This window comes from Pantoea sp. MHSD4 (genome assembly GCF_021043305.1).
In the GTDB taxonomy this organism is placed as follows: Bacteria; Pseudomonadota; Gammaproteobacteria; order Enterobacterales; family Enterobacteriaceae; genus Pantoea; species Pantoea eucalypti.
Window position 1 is genome coordinate 295,338 of record NZ_JAJNDH010000005.1, and the last position, 17,148, is coordinate 312,485.

The window sequence follows — 17,148 nt, forward strand, 5'->3', positions numbered from 1 at the left end:
TTCATTGTTTTTAAAGTATTATTAAAAATTCAATACCTTTATTCTTAAATTATTTGATCCTACGTGTTCTTTTAAGATGAAAAAATTATTATCCTCTTTTGATTAACCATTGTTGTAAGTCCGTCTCAGCCACAGGATGAAAGCTGATGTCAAAAAGAAAGAGGTTGAAACGCCCTGTAAGCCCGGATGAAATCGATAATTTCATCGATGATTTGAAAAATAGCCTGGCTGATTCACGTGTGCCTCTATTGACACTATATGGCGGTCAATATCCCATGAGTCACTTCTCTGCTGATCACTTTGAACTCTTTGTTAGTGATATTTTCCATGCCCAGATAGGCCAAAACGGATGGGACTGGTACGATAAAGTTCATCGCTTTAGTAGCGGGGCCGATGCGGGGCGGGATGTTGTTTTACATAACGATGGTATCTGTATTGGTGCTATTCAGTGTAAACGCTATAAATCCAACGTTCAGTTGGATACAGTACTTGAAGAGTTAACCAAGTACCTTCTTTACTCCACGATTAAACCCGCCATGTTTCCGCCTCCAGATGAAACGTTCTACTGGTGTATGGCTGTCTCGGAGTCACTGGGCGATAAGGCCAGCGAATTTTTATCAGGTGCGGGCAACCCCCATCTTTTGCAGTATCGCGCAGAGATTGAAGCAGCAGCCCTCAAAGCCCGCGATGATTCTGTAACGTTGCGGGAGCATGATGCGCTTAAATCTCTTAATCAGTCAGAACTTGCCGATCATATATGGCCTCGGTTGCTTCAGGTTGAAACAGATTTCATGCGCAGGACTGAATTATCTGAGCGAGTCCGTCAGTTAAGCACTGTCCGGGATACTTATTATGAAGTTCAAAAAGTCACTACCGGTGATATTAATGATCTTGTCGGGCCGTTAACACAGTTTCTGAAGCACACTAATGTCAGTACTAATGACCTCTATGAGACACAAAAAGTTGTTACTGCAGTAGTGCCTGACAGACTGATGGAAGGGGATAATCTTAACGTGGTTTTGCTGCCAGAAACCCACGTTGCATTGAACGTATTACAGGACGTTATTGCAAAACTGCGCAACGAATGTTTCGGTTCGGCTTCCACAATTATTGTTTCCCATGCCAGCGCATTCCGACCTGATGAATACGTTGCTATAAATGATTTAATTAGTCAGACCAAGGGAAATGTTGTGCTCATCGCGGGATGCGGTTGTGTCTCTGGTTCACAATTGACGCATTGGCGAGATGCTACTGAGATCCTGTTTCCTGACCCAGAGTGGATTCCGGCAGGCTCTCAACATTATCAGGCTGGATGGTGCTGGTTGAGTCCCAGTGAAGGCGAGACCGACTGCCATTTAATGATTGAAAATGTTCCGGACTGTACTAGTCGGGGACAGGGTACTCATCAGCTCTGCCTCATCTTTCGGGATGCTTATCTTTGGCCGGTTATTGGACATGATTTTTTCTGTGGAGTTACACCGGCAAAAGCCATGTTGAGTCGCCTCGCAATGTCTATTGAACAGACAACAGACAGTAAGAAACACGTTGTGGCATTAAGTGCTGCGAATTGCGCAACGATGGATAATTTTAGAATGGCCATCGCTCATCTGGACGTGCTGCAGAGTAAATCTAAGCTCGCACTAATTTCCTGCCATCCTTCTAAGTGCCTTTATAATGTAGAACTGCGCTCTTTCACGGGGCTCTATCCCGGTATGGATAACAGCCATACACTAATGGCCACTCGCACAACTGCTTCGGAGGGCATTGTTGTTCGCTCTGAGCAAACATCTGTTGCATTATTTCGGGCTGGCTGGAATGATCCGGTTTTAAAAATTATCGACTCAGCGCTGTTCCAGTACCAGGAAGGCAAATTACAGGAAGAATATTCTGCTCTCTTTATTGAGCTTCTCTCCACAATCAAACTTCATGACGCAAATGTTAATACGCTATATCCTTTCAAAGCGGCTGAACAGCTGAAGATACAGTACTGCACTGATAAAGGAAATTCAGCTGAGCTTTTAGTTCATCACAGCATAAACAGACTGAGACCTTATACCCAAGTTCATCCGGATGAACTTTTTACTGACAGCCTGCGCATTGCCCGTCTTGCAGAATTAAACAGTTATCTTAGTAAACATACAGCGTTTGAATGGCAAAGTGACTGTACAAAAAGCGGGACCCTTAAATGGAATCAGATGCCCGCGACCATTCATCTGGTCACTTTGGACAACCCTGACTTTAATTCCCGCCAGTTCCACGCGGAGATTGCAACTTGGGCAAGTGAGTCCGGTGAACATCCTCCTCTGACGGTTTTTGCTAAGGGAATGGGGATATTCAGGCCTTGGGCAGCAAAGCCCGGTGAGACTCTGAGAGCCGATATTGTCCTTCCCCTTAGGCGTGGTGGTGACAATGACATTACGGAATATAAAGTAAACAGGCAGGTCAGCATGTATTGGCTTGCTGAACTCGAAGAAAAATATATGAACGATGTAGATGGTACTGGTATCGATGCATTTCTCGCTGAATTAAGGGAAAACACGGATGAGTGAATGGAATACGTTAGTTGAGATTATTAATACAAAAGCGGAAAGAAGTGGTTTTGTCAGAATTGATGATGGTGCCATTAAGCAGCTCAGAGAACAGGCAGAGTTGAAACACCCAGATATTCTCGCTTCATCCGTTTTTCCCACGCAAACTCAAACCGAATATGTATGGTATTCAGACTATGCCCTGATATCTTTACACTACGTAACAGCTGATGCACCGCGTGAATTTACGCGTCAGACACTCGCAGCAGAGCGATACCTAGATGCTCTGCTCGTGGGATTAGAAACACCGGGAACTGCGCTTGATGGCTATCTTATCTTGGCCTTTCCGGAAGACCCCGTTCAGTTGAATATTCTTATCACAGATATAGAACAGAATACCCGCCTGGTACGCAAGCATGTCGTCACCTTTAAAGAGGGCGAATGGAACCGTGTTGAAAGAATCGGTGTGCTCGCGCTGAATGAGGTAGGAGATGTGGTCGCGGTTGATCAGCCATCTGGATTCAGTGAGGCGGGCCTTGCGTTGATTACGGAATTAGAATCTATTGCCCCCACGACACTTGCGCAGCAGCATGCTGCTAAATGGGGAGGAGATCATGTCTGAATTGTTTATTAATCAGTTACATATCCAGAATTTCAGAGGCATACCCGGATACCTAAGCCTTGATCTTTCCGCGCCTCTTACTCTTATCAGCGCTGCAAATGGTAGCGGAAAAAGTTCGGTGTGTCAGGCAATTGAATGGTTACTTGCAGGGACTTCAGATAACGTAACGCCAGACTCATTAAGATGTAAGTCTGGTGAAGGAGATACTTTTGTTAGCGCAGAGTGCTGGCTGGGTGACAGACCAATAAGCCTTATGCGTAAGCCAGAGGGTCTGTTTCAACTTCAAAATGATAAAAACAAAAAAATCAGCGACAGAGAGTTTCTGAGTATTATTACTCGGAATGTTCCCGGCTTTGGCCCGGAAGGAGAGTCGCGGTCGAATGTTAAAAAAGATTGGTTAAGAAGAAGCCGCTGGCTCTATTCCAGCGCATTATCTATGCTTGTAGATAATGAATATGCAGAACACCGTCAGCAGATTTTTGCCAATATTCTTGGATATGGGCATCTGCTGCCTATGCAGAAAAATCTTAGATTGTATGTGCAAAGCCTCTCCTCCGATCGTGAGCTGTTATCACGGCAATCCCGTCTGAAAGATGAAATTAATGCGCTAGAAAGTGTGATACGTACAGATAATGTATCGCAGGGGCAGATTATTGATAATCTTTCTAAATTTAGCCAGCTTACGGGATTCTCTCCTGATGAGCAGCAATTACCTGATAAGCAGTGTGATAATGCTGCGATGTTTCTAGCAAAGAAGCAGCACTCCCTATCCTCACGCCAGGCGCATCTCAACAATATCATTGCTGGCTGGGCGAGTTTAGAGAGTACTGCACAGCGGGAAAAGGGGCTTCATGTTTCTATCGACAAGCTGCAAAAAGCAAGAGAGCCACTGATTTCAGAAATTGAGGCATTGCACAAAAAAATGCACCAAGATTCTGATGAACTTACTCTGCAACAAAGTCGATTAAACTATATCTCAGAACAACACCATGCTATAGCAGAATGGGAGCAGTTGTCTGATAGGCTGAGTGATGAGACCGGTACGGCGCATTCCATGCTGAATACTGACTTAATCAATTTGCTCATCCCTGCCACGCGCATGGATGAAAACGAGTGCAGAACGTATCTTGCAGCATGGCAGCGTCTCACAGAATCACAATCGCGCTGGGAAAATGTTCCTGTGCTTATTGCAGGCCTGAATAGTCGGATCCTTGCGGCACCGCGTGAAGATAACCTTTTGCTTTTGCAGCAGGAGGTGCATGTTCATCGCAACGAACATGCAAAACAGACTGATCTCTTTAATTCTCTTAGTTCCAGTCAGGAGCAGCTTCACGTCCTAGGTATGCAAGTGGCGGGATCAAGTGATGGGGACGACTGTCCACTATGTGGCACTCATCATGGCAGCCATGATGCTCTGATCATACAGCTCAAGAAGATGTCTTCCACTGCAGGTTCGCTTTCATTGCTCGCTCAGAATGCTGTTGCGAAGTCACTCAATACCTTACAAAGAGCCGAGCAGGCGCTGAACGAAGCTACGAAGTTAAAACAGGATGCGGACCAGGCGCATAAGGATATCCAGAGAATCGAGGCTGATGCCGAAAAAGTCATTCTAGCGTCTGGTATTCGAAAGTGGCAGCCTAATACAAGTATCACTGAATTCATTAGAGTGTCTGGTGATGCGATGATCCAGACTGAACTCGCTGTAGAATTTTTGAAGTTTAATTCTGCCTTAACTGCGCTTGAGGTGACCGCCGGTTCCGCTTTAAATGTATCCCTGTCAGAACGAGTAAAGCATGCCAGAGAATGGTTCCAGAAAGGGACAAGTGAAACACAACATGCCATTGCACAAATCAAATATAATAATGAACAGGATGCACTGAAGCTTACTCAGACTGATAAAGAAAAGTTGAGTGTAGATAACGCTCTCAGCGAACATGAAGCTAGTTTGCGCAGGTTGCTTGAAGAAACCTCACATCTGATTGATAGCTGGAAAGCAATAGCGCACAACCTTGATATAAATATTCAGCACCGTGAAGTAATAAGCCAGGCATTAGAGGATGAAACGGATAAACTGAATCAGGCACATCAATTGCTGGAGCAGGTTAAAGCTGCTCTCAGAGTCAGTTCTGACATGGCGGCGCTCGAAAAAACAAAAGCTTCACTCCTACAGGTTCAACATAAGCTCGGTTTACGTGAACAGATTGTTACCGTTGCATCACAAACACGAGATGCTTGGGATAGGCATATAGATGACGTTGCAAAACAGAGTCTTGACCAGCTATTACTACCCGCGTCTGAACTATTTTCGCGCATGCATGCTAATGAAGTATATCAGGCACTCAGTATGGGAAAAGATCAGGGGGCATTTTGCTGGGAGGCTGTTATGAACCATGTGCCCGAACGTGGTGTGGGATATAATGATGAATATACGCCACTCACTACCTTAAACGCACAGACGCACTTCAGTCAGGGACAACGACAAGACCTTGCGCTTTCTCTCTTCCTTGCAAGAGCGCGGACTTTAAAAGGCTCGTTTTTCCTAGATGAGCCTGTTGCTCACCTAGATGATCTCAACCGGGTCGCTATGATGGACGTTTTCAGAATGCTTACTAACAGTGAGTCCAATATGCGCCTAGTGCTGACCACTGCAAGTCAGGGTCTTCGTCGTCATATGCGTCAGAAGTTTTCCACCGAGTCATGTAAAGATAAGTTACGTATTATTACGCTGCACGGTAATCCCCTGCATGGCGTAACAGCAACCTATAGCTAACGGGTATGTGATATATCATTTGACATAAAAAGGCCTTCTTCTACATAGAAGGCCTGCTCACATTGCTACCTCACCAGCGGCGATGCTAGCTTTTTAGCATGGCTACGCTCAATTGTCCTTCCGAGAACTTTTCTTCAAAAACGGACTGGTAGAGTTGTTCTATCAGAACAAGTTCCGCTTTATCCATCTCATCGGAAGCAGACATACCCAGTTTATTAGACCAAACCTGCTCGCCAGAGTCTTTATCATACTGTCCTTCACTACTGGATACAGGGTATCGGCATCATGGGATGCTCTGTGTTATTAGAGGGATGGAAAAACAGAAGGACTACAATACTGTAAGAGTACAGTAAAAAATATTCGTAAAATCAATTGGTTAATAAAGTATAGGTTAAAATGTAGTTTTTAAACTCTAATGATAAATTATCGTTTATAATCAATGTTAACACACCAATGCATCATGGGTGTGTGAGAAGGAAAGTCCTTTTCGGTTGGCTCTTGCATAAGGTTTTAGCTCATCTTTAATGCGGTAAATTTCTGGCGATCAACGCCCATGAAACCGAAAGGATTCCAGGCGCGCTGGATGATCAGATGATAACGAATAGGGCAGTGCATATGCCAGCCTGATAATCACCCCGCTCCTGACCGGGTATAACCTGGCTGGCATCCTGACAAATGTGGCGGCCGCTGGCGACAGAAAAGTACCTGGTTTCCTAATTCTGATGTGGGGCTGCGAGACAGCTCGCGGTTTCTGCGACAGCTTTCGGCGGGCAGGGCGGCAACACGCCGCATCAGGGCGTGTTGCAGATCAGTGCAGCCCGTTTTGCAGCGCCCAGACGGCGGCTTCAAGTCGCGACTTAAGGTTCATTTTCTTCAGCAGATATTTGACGTGGACCTTGACCGTACTTTCACTGATGTCCAGTTTGCGGGCGATGGCTTTGTTGGTCATGCCGTCGCTGATCAGTTGCAGGATCTCGCGTTCACGGCGGGTCAGCTGATTAATGTCGCGCGTCTGACCAGGCTGCGCTTCGCGTAATCGGGCAACCAGAATCGGTGTCAACGCTTCGCTCAGCACGATCTGTCCGGCAGCCGCCTGATGCAGCGCTTTCAGCAGGTCTTCCGGTTCCATATCTTTCAGCAGATAACCATCAGCACCGCGTTTCAGCGCGCTGATCACATCCTCTTCATTATCTGAAACGCTGAATACCACCACCCGGCCAGAGAGGGCGATTTCACGCAGCTGGGTTAGCGTATCCAGTCCGTTCAGGCCTGGCATATTGAGATCAAGCAGGATCAGATCGGGATCGTGCAGCTGTGCCAGCGTCAGGCCATCAATGCCATTACCTGCTTCGGCAACGACCTGCAGTCGCTCATCCAGCGCAATCAGCTGCTTAAGTCCACTACGCAGCATGGGATGGTCATCGATCAGTAAAAGCGTAAATTTCCCGTCCGTCACTATGGCTCCTGTTCCTGTCATCTGCGTCAGCCCCGGCGGGCGACAATGCCTATCTTAACGGGGAAGTCCGGTCGCTATATACCCCTTATGGACTACTCCTTTATTTCCATTCAGACATCCCTTTGCTGACGGCGCTTGCGGCTGCCATTAAACCGCATGATTTATAAGGGTTATAAGCAGCCAGCTAACTACTTAACCGGGATGGTCAGGGATTGCCGCGCCTTTGTAACCTGCCTTGCCGTTGATTTGTATCAAGCAAGCCGCCAGGCCGGATACGCAGGATATGCACAATTATTATTCTGCTGATGAGAAATTTATGACCCACTCCGCTCCTTTGCAAACTCCGATGCGCGGCGCATTAATTCAGGACTGGCAGCCGGAAAACGAGGCGTTCTGGCAGGCGCGCGGTAAGCGTATCGCCAGCCGTAACCTGTGGATTTCTGTTTTCTGCCTGTTGCAGGGTTTCTGTGTCTGGATGTTGTTCAGCACCGTCGCGGTTAACCTCAATAAAGTGGGCTTTAACTTCAGCACCGAACAGCTCTTTTTACTGACCGCACTGCCGTCGGTCTCTGGCGCCTTGCTGCGTGTTCCTTACTCTTTTGTTATTCCCATCTTTGGCGGACGCCGCTGGACAGCCTTCAGCACTGGCATCCTGATCATTCCCTGTCTGTGGCTGGGTTTTGCTGTACAGGACAGCCAGACTTCATTCACCACTTTTATGGTGATTGCTCTGCTGTGCGGTTTTGGCGGTGCTAACTTCGCTTCAAGCATGGGCAACATCAGCTTCTTCTTCCCCAAAGCCCGTCAGGGCGGCGCGCTGGGCATCAACGGCGGTCTGGGTAATCTTGGCGTCAGCGTGATGCAGTTTGTTGCACCGCTGGCCATCTCCTGCGCCATTTTTGGTTTTGCGGATACAGGCCATACCACCGTCACCGGCGACAGCATCTGGCTGGAAAATGCGGCCTGGATATGGGTGCCGTTTCTGGCACTCGGCACGCTGGCGGCCTGGTTCGGCATGAACGACCTGGCAGCGGCGAAATCCTCGCTGCGTGAACAGTTGCCGGTGCTGAAACGCCCACACCTGTGGGTTATGGCATTGCTCTATCTGGCGACCTTCGGTTCATTTATTGGGTTCTCGGCCGGTTTTGCCATGCTGGCGAAGACGCAATTCCCTGATGTTGTGATCATGCATTACGCCTTTTTCGGCCCGCTGATTGGCGCGCTGGCCCGTTCAGCAGGTGGCATCATCTCTGACCGTCTCGGCGGCACCCGCGTCACGCTGGTCAACTACATCCTGATGGCGCTGTTTACCGCGCTGCTGTTCCTCACCCTGCCGGGTGACGGACATGACGGCTCATTTATCGCCTTCTTCGCCGTATTTATGGGCCTGTTCCTGACCTCCGGTCTGGGCAGCGGCTCTACCTACCAGATGATTGCGGTGCTCTTCCGCAAGCTGACGCTGGAACGTATCAAAGCTGAAGGCGACGACGATGCGCATGCGCAGCGTGAAGCTGGAACGGAAACCTCGGCTGCGCTCGGCTTTATCTCCGCCATTGGCGCGCTGGGCGGCTTCTTTATTCCGCAGACCTTTGGCCTGTCGCTCGCGATGACCGGTTCACCCGCTGGCGCGATGAAAATCTTCCTGGTCTTTTACCTCTGCTGTATCGCAGTGACCTGGCTGGTTTACGGACGAAAAGCCCGCGCCTGATAACGATAAAGCCGGTGTGGCACACCGGCAAAATTTTCCTTTCTGTGTCACGACAGATGCAGAGTCAGCAATGTCATACAACGCCTTCAGGAGTATTCCGGATGAGCAAGTTTCTTGATCGATTTCGTTATTTTAAACAGCTGGCCGAGCCGTTTTCCGGCCAGCATGGCCAGACCTTAAACAGCAACCGCGACTGGGAAGATGGCTATCGCAGCCGCTGGCAGCACGATAAAATCGTGCGCTCCACCCACGGTGTTAACTGTACCGGCTCATGCAGCTGGAAAATCTACGTGAAAAACGGTCTGGTCACCTGGGAGACCCAGCAGACCGACTATCCACGTACCCGTCCCGATCTGCCCAACCATGAGCCGCGCGGTTGTCCACGCGGTGCAAGCTACTCCTGGTATCTCTACAGCGCTAATCGCCTGAAATATCCGCTGATGCGCAAGAAGCTGATTCAGTTGTGGCGCGACGCGAAAGCGCAGCACAGCGATCCGGTGGAGGCCTGGGCATCCATCATCAGCAATCCGGAAAAAGCAAAAAGTTATAAGCAGGCGCGTGGCCGCGGGGGCTTTGTTCGTTCCAGCTGGCAGGAAGTCAATGAGATGATCGCCGCTGCGAACATCTGCACCGCGAAAACTTACGGCCCTGACCGCATTGTCGGATTCTCGCCGATTCCGGCAATGTCGATGGTCTCTTATGCGGCAGGCGCACGTTACCTGTCGCTGATTGGTGGCACCTGCCTGAGCTTTTACGACTGGTATTGTGACCTGCCGCCAGCGTCACCGATGACCTGGGGCGAGCAGACCGACGTGCCGGAATCGGCTGACTGGTACAATTCCTCTTACATCATCGCCTGGGGCTCTAACGTGCCGCAGACCCGCACCCCGGACGCCCACTTCTTTACCGAAGTCCGTTATAAGGGAACGAAAACCGTGGCGATCACCCCGGACTACGCTGAAGTCGCGAAGCTGTGCGATCAGTGGCTGAGTCCGAAGCAGGGCACCGACAGCGCGATGGCGCTGGCAATGGGCCATGTGATGCTGAAAGAGTTTCATCTTGATCGCGAGGTTGGCTATTTCCGCGACTACGTGCGACGTTATACCGATATGCCGATGCTGGTCATGCTGGAACCGCGCGAGGGCGGCTACTTCGCAGCAGGCCGTCAGCTGCGCGCCAGCGATCTGGTGGATGGTCTGGGTCAGGAAAATAACCCGGAATGGAAAACCGTCGCAATCAACGAGGCGACCGGCGAGCTTACCGCGCCGCAGGGATCTATCGGCTTCCGCTGGGGCGAAAAAGGCAAATGGAACCTGGAGCAGCGCGACGGTCTGTCACAAAAAGAAGTGGAACTGCAGCTTAGCCTGCTCGGCAGCCACGATGAGGTGGTTGAGGTCGGTTTCCCTTACTTTGGCGGCATCACCAGTGAGCATTTCAACAGCGTCGCGCTGGATGAGATCCTGCTGCACAAACTGCCGGTGAAACGCCTGCAGCTGGCCAATGGCAGCGAAGCGCTGGTCACCAGCGTTTACGACCTGACCCTGGCAAACTATGGTCTGGATCGCGGTCTGGATGATGCCAACTGCGCGCAAAACTACGATGAGATCAAAGCCTATAGCCCGGCCTGGGCAGAGCAGATTACGGGCGTTTCCCGTCAGAACATCATCCGCATTGCCCGCGAGTTTGCCGAAAACGCCGAGAAAACCCATGGCCGCTCAATGATCATCGTCGGTGCCGGTATGAACCACTGGTATCACATGGATATGAACTACCGTGGCCTGATGAACATGCTGATTTTCTGCGGCTGCGTGGGTCAGAGCGGAGGTGGCTGGGCGCACTATGTCGGCCAGGAAAAACTCCGTCCGCAGACCGGCTGGGCCCCGCTGGCCTTTGGACTCGACTGGCAGCGTCCGCCACGTCAGATGAACAGCACCTCCTTCTTCTATAACCACTCCAGTCAGTGGCGTTATGAAACCCTGGCCACCAGCGAACTGCTGTCACCGCTGGCGGACAAAAGCCGCTACAGCGGCAGCCTGATCGACCTTAACGTACGGTCCGAACGTATGGGCTGGCTGCCGTCTGCGCCTCAGCTTAACGTCAACCCGCTGCACATCGCGGCACAGGCGAAAGCCGCCGGTCAGTCACCGCTGGATTATACCGTGGAGAGCCTGAAGCAGGGCACCATGCGGTTCGCCGCTGAACAGCCGGACGACCCGCAGAACTTCCCGCGCAACCTGTTTGTCTGGCGGTCCAATCTGCTTGGCTCTTCCGGTAAAGGGCATGAGTACATGCTGAAATACCTGCTGGGTACCGAAAACGGTATTCAGGGCAAAGATTTGGGCCAGCAGGGCCGCGTGAAGCCTGAAGAAGTTGAATGGCTGGACCAGGGCGCCGAAGGCAAACTGGATCTGGTGGTCACACTCGACTTCCGCATGTCGAGCACCTGTCTCTATTCCGACGTGGTGTTGCCTACCGCCACCTGGTATGAAAAAGACGATATGAATACCTCGGATATGCATCCGTTTATTCATCCGCTTTCGGCCGCTGTCGATCCTGCCTGGGATTCAAAAAGCGACTGGGAGATCTACAAAGGCATTGCCAAAGCTTTCTCCGATCTCTGTCCTGGCCATTTAGGCGTTGAAACTGACGTGGTTACGCTGCCGGTGTTGCATGATTCGCCAGCCGAACTGGCGCAGCCATTTGAAACTAAAGACTGGAAAAAAGGGGAGTGCGACCTGATTCCAGGCAAAACCGCGCCACACATTATGGTGGTGGAACGCGACTATCCGGCGACCTGGGCGCGTTTTACCTCGCTGGGACCGTTGCTGGATAACCTGGGTAACGGTGGCAAAGGCATCAGCTGGAACACCAGCAAAGAAGTCGATTTCCTCAAACAGCTGAACTACGTCAAAGCGGATGGCCCGGCGGCAGGACGGCCGAATATCGACACGGCGATCGATGCAGCAGAAGTGATCCTGGCGCTGGCACCGGAAACCAATGGTCAGGTGGCGGTGAAAGCCTGGCAGGCGCTGGGCACTATTACGGGTCGTGACCACACGCATCTGGCACTCAACAAAGAAGACGAGAAAATCCGCTTCCGCGATATCCAGGCGCAGCCGCGCAAAATTATCTCCAGCCCGACCTGGTCAGGTCTTGAAGATGAACACGTTTCTTACAACGCCTGCTACACCAACGTTCATGAGCTGATCCCGTGGCGCACCCTGAGTGGCCGTCAGCAGCTTTATCAGGATCATGAGTGGATGCGCGCCTTCGGGGAAAGCCTGATGGTCTATCGTCCGCCCATTGATACCCGCGCGGCGAAGCCGTTGCTGAACAGCAAGCCCAACGGTAACCCGGAGAAGGCGCTGAACTTCCTGACGCCACATCAGAAGTGGGGCATTCACTCAACCTACAGCGACAACCTGCTGATGCTGACGCTGTCACGTGGCGGACCCATCGTCTGGATGAGTGAAGATGACGCCCGCGAGCTGGGCATTGTGGATAACGACTGGATCGAAGCGTTCAACGCCAACGGCGCGCTGACTGCGCGTGCGGTCGTGAGCCAGCGCATCCCGGCCGGTATGACCATGATGTACCACGCCCAGGAGCGCATCGTGAATATCCCCGGGTCGGAGATCACCAGCCAGCGCGGCGGCATCCATAACTCGGTGACGCGAACCTGCCCGAAACCGACCCATATGATCGGCGGCTATGCGCAGCTCTCCTGGGGCTTTAACTACTACGGCACTGTCGGCTCCAACCGCGATGAATTCGTGGTGGTGAGAAAAATGAACAACGTTAACTGGTTAGATGGGGAAGGCAACGATGCCTGCCAGGGCAGCCAGCAGGAGGTAAAACCATGAAAATTCGTTCACAGGTCGGCATGGTGCTGAACCTCGACAAATGTATCGGCTGCCACACCTGCTCGGTGACCTGTAAAAATGTCTGGACCAGCCGCGAGGGCATGGAATACGCCTGGTTCAACAACGTCGAAAGCAAACCTGGCGTCGGTTATCCGCACGCCTGGGAAGATCAGCAGAAGTGGAAGGGCGGCTGGATCCGTAAGATCAACGGCAAGCTGGAACCGCGCATGGGCAGTCGCGTCGGCCTGCTGTCGAAGATCTTCGCCAACCCGGATGTGCCGGCGCTGGATGATTATTACGAGCCGTTCGATTTCGATTATCAGCATCTGCACACTGCGCCGGCCGGTAAACATCAGCCGATCGCACGTCCGCGCTCGCTGATCACCGGTCAGCGGATGAAAAAGATCGAAAACGGCCCGAACTGGGAAGAGATCCTCGGCGGCGAGTTTGCCAAACGCGCGCAGGATAAGAACTTCGATAACATCCAGAAGGAGATTTACGGCCAGTTTGAACACACCTTCATGATGTATCTGCCACGCCTGTGTGAGCACTGCCTTAATCCGGCATGTGTGGCGACCTGTCCTGGCGGCGCGATCTACAAGCGCGGCGAAGATGGCATCGTGCTGATCGACCAGGATAAATGTCGCGGCTGGCGCATGTGCCTGACCGGCTGTCCGTACAAGAAGATCTACTTCAACTGGAAAAGCGGCAAGTCAGAAAAATGTATTTTCTGTTATCCACGTATCGAAGCGGGTCAGCCCACCGTCTGCTCAGAAACCTGTGTTGGCCGTATTCGCTACCTCGGCGTGCTGCTCTATGACGCTGACCGCATTGAAGAGGCTGCCGCCGCAGAAAACGAGAAAGATCTCTATCAGAGCCAGCTGGATATTTTCCTTGATCCTAATGATCCCGTGGTGATTGCGCAGGCGCTGAAAGATGGCGTCGCGCATAGCGTGATCGACGCAGCACAGCGATCCCCGGTTTATAAAATGGCGATGGAGTGGAAGCTGGCGCTGCCGCTTCACCCTGAATACCGCACGTTGCCGATGGTCTGGTATGTGCCGCCGTTGTCACCGATTCAGTCGGTGGTGGATGGTGGGGCGCTGGCGCACACTGGCGTGCTGCCGGATGTGGAAAGCCTGCGCATTCCGGTTGAGTACCTGGCGAACCTGCTGACCGCAGGTGACACCGCACCGGTGTTGCTGGCGCTGAAACGCATGCTGGCGATGCGCCATTACAAGCGCGCAGAAAGTGTGGACGGTGAGCATGATATCCGGGCGCTGGAGCAGGTCGGTCTGACCGAAGCGCAGGCGCAGGAGATGTACCGCTATCTGGCGATCGCAAACTATGAAGATCGCTTTGTGGTGCCCTCCAGCCACCGCGAACTGGCGCGTGAAGCCTTCCCGGAAAGCAAAGGCTGCGGTTTTAGCTTTGGCGATGGCTGCCACGGCAGTGACACCAAATTCAATCTGTTCAACAGCCGGCGTATTGATGCCATCGATGTCAGCAAAAAAACCAGCCGTCCCGAGGAGGCCTCATGATGACGCTGCGTGTTCTGTCACGCCTGCTGGACTACCCGGACGAGGCGTTGTTTACGCACTATCCCGACCTGATTGCGGCACTGGAAGAGGCCAGTGAACTTAACCTGCAGCAGAGCGCACGGCTGGTGCGCTTTATCCATGAGCTCTGCGCCCGGCCAATACTGGATGTGCAGGCTGATTACTGCGAGCTGTTTGATCGCGGCCGCGCCACCTCGCTGCTGCTGTTTGAACATGTACACGGGGAATCCCGCGATCGCGGTCAGGCGATGGTCGATCTGCTTGAACAGTACCGGGCCGACGGTCTGGAGCTGGACAGCAAAGAGTTGCCCGATTATCTGCCGCTCTACCTGGAATATCTCGCCTGTAAAAGCGATGAAGCCGCGCGTCAGGGGCTGGATGACATCGTGCCGATCCTGGCTTTGCTGGCTGCGCGGCTGGAAGCGCGTCAGAGTCCTTATGCTGACCTTTTCAGGGTGTTACTGACGCTATCCGGTAGCGCGGTCGATCCTGCGGCCCTCAAGCCCCAGGTGGCGCAGGAAGCGCGGGACGATACCCCGACAGCACTGGATGCGGTCTGGGAAGAGGAGCAGATTAAATTTCTCAGCGAACAGGGTTGCGCCTCGGCGCAGCAGGCGATGCATCAGCGTCGCTTCGCCGATGCGGTTGCGCCGCAGTATCTGGATATTGCCGCGGCGACGGCGCGCAGCACGGGAGAATCAGCATGAATTTTATTAACACTTTTTTCTTCGATATTTACCCCTATCTTGCCGGAACGGTCTTCCTGGTGGGGAGCTGGCTGCGCTATGACTATGGGCAGTACAGCTGGCGGGCCGGCTCCAGTCAGATGCTGGACAAAAAAGGAATGCGTCTTGCCTCTAACCTGTTCCATATCGGCATCATCGGTATCTTCTTCGGCCATATCGTCGGAATGCTGACGCCGCACTGGATGTATGAATCGTTCCTGCCAATCGACGTGAAGCAGAAGCTGGCGATGATAGCCGGAGGCCTGTTTGGTGCATTGACGCTGGCGGGTGGCGCGCTATTGCTGAAGCGCCGTCTGACCAATCCTCGGGTGCGGGCCACCAGTAGCGTCGGCGACATTCTGATCCTGACACTGCTGGTGGCTCAGGCCACGCTGGGCCTGCTGACCATTCCGTTCTCCGCTCAGCATATGGACGGCAGTGAGATGATGAAGCTGGTGGGCTGGGCTCAGGCAGTGGTGACCTTCCACGGTGGCGCGTCGCAGCATCTGGAAGGCGTGGCGTTTATCTACCGCGTGCACATGGTGCTGGGCATGACGCTGTTCCTGCTGTTCCCGTTCTGCCGACTGGTGCATATCTGGAGCGCGCCGGTTGAGTATCTGACCCGTCGTTATCAGCTGGTGAGAAACCGCCGCTAAACGCCCGATGGCTGCGGGGGAGATACCGCCCCGCAGCCCTGTCTGATCCACTGCGGCGTTGACATTTTTTTAACATTCCGGACTGTATGTCATTGCGCTGAACGACTACTATTACCGCATCTGAATTTACCCCTCGTTTATGGATAACCGATGCGTCTCAAGTTAGCCCTCCTTGCGTTCATCCCGCTTCTGGCCTCCTGCAGCAGCAAACCTGAAGTTCCGTCCCAGCAGAAGATGCTGGCTGCACCACAGGGCGGTTTTTTACTGCAGCCGTCCCACAGCGGACAGGCGATGTTCGGCGACTTCGCAGGTAATCCGGCAGCAGAGCAATTTATCGATAAGATGGTGGAGAAGCATGACTTTGACCGTGAGCAGCTGCACAACATCATCGGTCAGGCTAAGCGACTGGATTATGTGCTGCGGCTGATGGATCGTCAGGCGCCGAGCTACACACCTGCGCCGGGGCCTAACGGTGCCTGGATCCGCTATCGCAACAAGTTTATTACGCCCGATAACGTACAAAACGGTGTGGCGTTCTGGAACCAGTATCAGGATGCGCTGCAACGTGCGCAGCAGGTCTATGGTGTGCCGCCAGAAATTATTGTCGGCATCATTGGCGTGGAAACCCGCTGGGGTCGCGTGATGGGGAAAACGCGGATCCTGGATGCGCTTGCAACCTTATCGTTTAACTATCCGCGCCGCGCCGAGTACTTCAGCAGCGAGCTGGAAACCTTCCTTCTGATGTCGCGTAAAGAGCAGGATGACCCGCTGGCGCTGAAAGGGTCTTTCGCCGGGGCGATGGGCTATGGCCAGTTTATGCCGTCGTCTTACAATGATTATGCGGTTGACTTCAACGGCGACGGTCACGCAAACCTGTGGGATCCGGAGGATGCTATCGGCAGCGTGGCGCACTACTTCCAGAAGCACGGCTGGCGCAGCGGCGAAAATGTGGCGGTTCCGGCCAGCGGTCAGGCACCGATGCTGGAAGATGGCTTCAAAACCCGTTACAGCGTGAGCATGCTGGCGGCGTCAGGCCTGTCACCACAGGGCTCGCTGGACGGAAACGATCAGGTCAGTCTGCTGCGCCTCGACTTAGGCACCAGCTACCAGTACTGGTACGGCTTACCGAATTTCTATGTCATTACCCGCTACAACCACAGCACCCATTATGCGATGGCGGTGTGGCAGCTGGGTGAGGCGGTGAGCAAGGCACGGCAGGGTGGCCTGTTATAAAGGCTATCCTTGTTAACTGTAAGGTTAT

At 52.4% G+C, this 17,148-nt stretch carries 10 protein-coding genes; 9 read left to right on the top strand and 1 reads right to left on the bottom strand.

Going from position 1 to position 17,148, the window contains the following annotated elements; all coding sequences use genetic code 11:
- The first annotated feature begins 146 nt into the window (after positions 1-146).
- Genes LQK91_RS16830 through LQK91_RS16840 form a run of 3 tightly spaced genes read left to right on the top strand, consistent with a single transcriptional unit; the run spans position 147 to position 5,920 of the window.
- Entirely contained in the window at positions 147-2,549 is a 2,403-nt protein-coding gene (locus tag LQK91_RS16830) for an ABC-three component system protein (protein WP_105099845.1), read from the top strand.
- Positions 2,542-3,150 (top strand): hypothetical protein, encoded by a 609-nt coding sequence (locus LQK91_RS16835; RefSeq protein ID WP_105099844.1) that lies wholly within the window; start codon positions 2,542-2,544, stop codon positions 3,148-3,150. Before LQK91_RS16830 ends, LQK91_RS16835 begins: the two co-directional genes overlap by 8 nt.
- Positions 3,143-5,920, top strand: coding sequence for an AAA family ATPase (locus LQK91_RS16840; protein ID WP_231001650.1), 2,778 nt, complete (start codon positions 3,143-3,145; stop codon positions 5,918-5,920). The genes LQK91_RS16835 and LQK91_RS16840 overlap by 8 nt, the downstream gene beginning before the upstream one ends.
- Positions 5,921-6,728: 808 nt before the next feature.
- Here LQK91_RS16840 and narL read toward each other — a convergent pair.
- Positions 6,729-7,397 carry a two-component system response regulator NarL gene (narL, locus tag LQK91_RS16845; protein WP_050540861.1) on the bottom strand — a complete coding sequence of 223 codons (669 nt, stop codon included), beginning with the start codon at positions 7,395-7,397 and terminating at the stop codon, positions 6,729-6,731.
- Between the two features lie 295 nt (positions 7,398-7,692).
- Between narL and LQK91_RS16850 the strand changes: the two genes are divergently transcribed.
- The 6 genes from LQK91_RS16850 (at position 7,693) to mltB (ending at position 17,120) form a co-directional block, all read left to right on the top strand.
- Positions 7,693-9,084 (top strand): NarK family nitrate/nitrite MFS transporter, encoded by a 1,392-nt coding sequence (locus LQK91_RS16850; protein ID WP_105099920.1) that lies wholly within the window; start codon positions 7,693-7,695, stop codon positions 9,082-9,084.
- A gap of 101 nt (positions 9,085-9,185) precedes the next feature.
- On the top strand, positions 9,186-12,947 hold the full coding sequence (locus tag LQK91_RS16855) for a nitrate reductase subunit alpha (protein WP_105099842.1): 3,762 nt from the start codon (positions 9,186-9,188) through the stop codon (positions 12,945-12,947).
- Positions 12,944-14,488: a nitrate reductase subunit beta gene (gene narH, locus LQK91_RS16860; protein ID WP_105099841.1), complete on the top strand. Its 1,545-nt coding sequence runs from the start codon at positions 12,944-12,946 to the stop codon at positions 14,486-14,488. The genes LQK91_RS16855 and narH overlap by 4 nt, the downstream gene beginning before the upstream one ends.
- Entirely contained in the window at positions 14,485-15,213 is a 729-nt protein-coding gene (narJ, locus tag LQK91_RS16865; RefSeq protein ID WP_105099840.1) for a nitrate reductase molybdenum cofactor assembly chaperone, read from the top strand. The genes narH and narJ overlap by 4 nt, the downstream gene beginning before the upstream one ends.
- Complete coding sequence (gene narI / locus LQK91_RS16870) at positions 15,210-15,887, top strand: respiratory nitrate reductase subunit gamma (RefSeq protein WP_008927097.1); 678 nt, start codon at positions 15,210-15,212, stop codon at positions 15,885-15,887. Before narJ ends, narI begins: the two co-directional genes overlap by 4 nt.
- A gap of 150 nt (positions 15,888-16,037) precedes the next feature.
- Positions 16,038-17,120: a lytic murein transglycosylase B gene (gene mltB / locus LQK91_RS16875; RefSeq protein ID WP_003849072.1), complete on the top strand. Its 1,083-nt coding sequence runs from the start codon at positions 16,038-16,040 to the stop codon at positions 17,118-17,120.
- Positions 17,121-17,148 lie beyond the last annotated feature (28 nt).

Excerpts from the sequence above, each read along its gene's own strand:
- LQK91_RS16830 (WP_105099845.1), top strand. The coding sequence starts at position 147 with ATGTCAAAAAGAAAGAGGTTGAAACGCCCTGTAAGCCCGGATGAAATC.
- LQK91_RS16835 (WP_105099844.1), top strand. The coding sequence starts at position 2,542 with ATGAGTGAATGGAATACGTTAGTTGAGATTATTAATACAAAAGCGGAA.
- LQK91_RS16840 (WP_231001650.1), top strand. The coding sequence starts at position 3,143 with ATGTCTGAATTGTTTATTAATCAGTTACATATCCAGAATTTCAGAGGC.
- narL (WP_050540861.1), bottom strand. The coding sequence starts at position 7,397 with ATGACAGGAACAGGAGCCATAGTGACGGACGGGAAATTTACGCTTTTA.
- LQK91_RS16850 (WP_105099920.1), top strand. The coding sequence starts at position 7,693 with ATGACCCACTCCGCTCCTTTGCAAACTCCGATGCGCGGCGCATTAATT.
- LQK91_RS16855 (WP_105099842.1), top strand. The coding sequence starts at position 9,186 with ATGAGCAAGTTTCTTGATCGATTTCGTTATTTTAAACAGCTGGCCGAG.
- narH (WP_105099841.1), top strand. The coding sequence starts at position 12,944 with ATGAAAATTCGTTCACAGGTCGGCATGGTGCTGAACCTCGACAAATGT.
- narJ (WP_105099840.1), top strand. The coding sequence starts at position 14,485 with ATGATGACGCTGCGTGTTCTGTCACGCCTGCTGGACTACCCGGACGAG.
- narI (WP_008927097.1), top strand. The coding sequence starts at position 15,210 with ATGAATTTTATTAACACTTTTTTCTTCGATATTTACCCCTATCTTGCC.
- mltB (WP_003849072.1), top strand. The coding sequence starts at position 16,038 with ATGCGTCTCAAGTTAGCCCTCCTTGCGTTCATCCCGCTTCTGGCCTCC.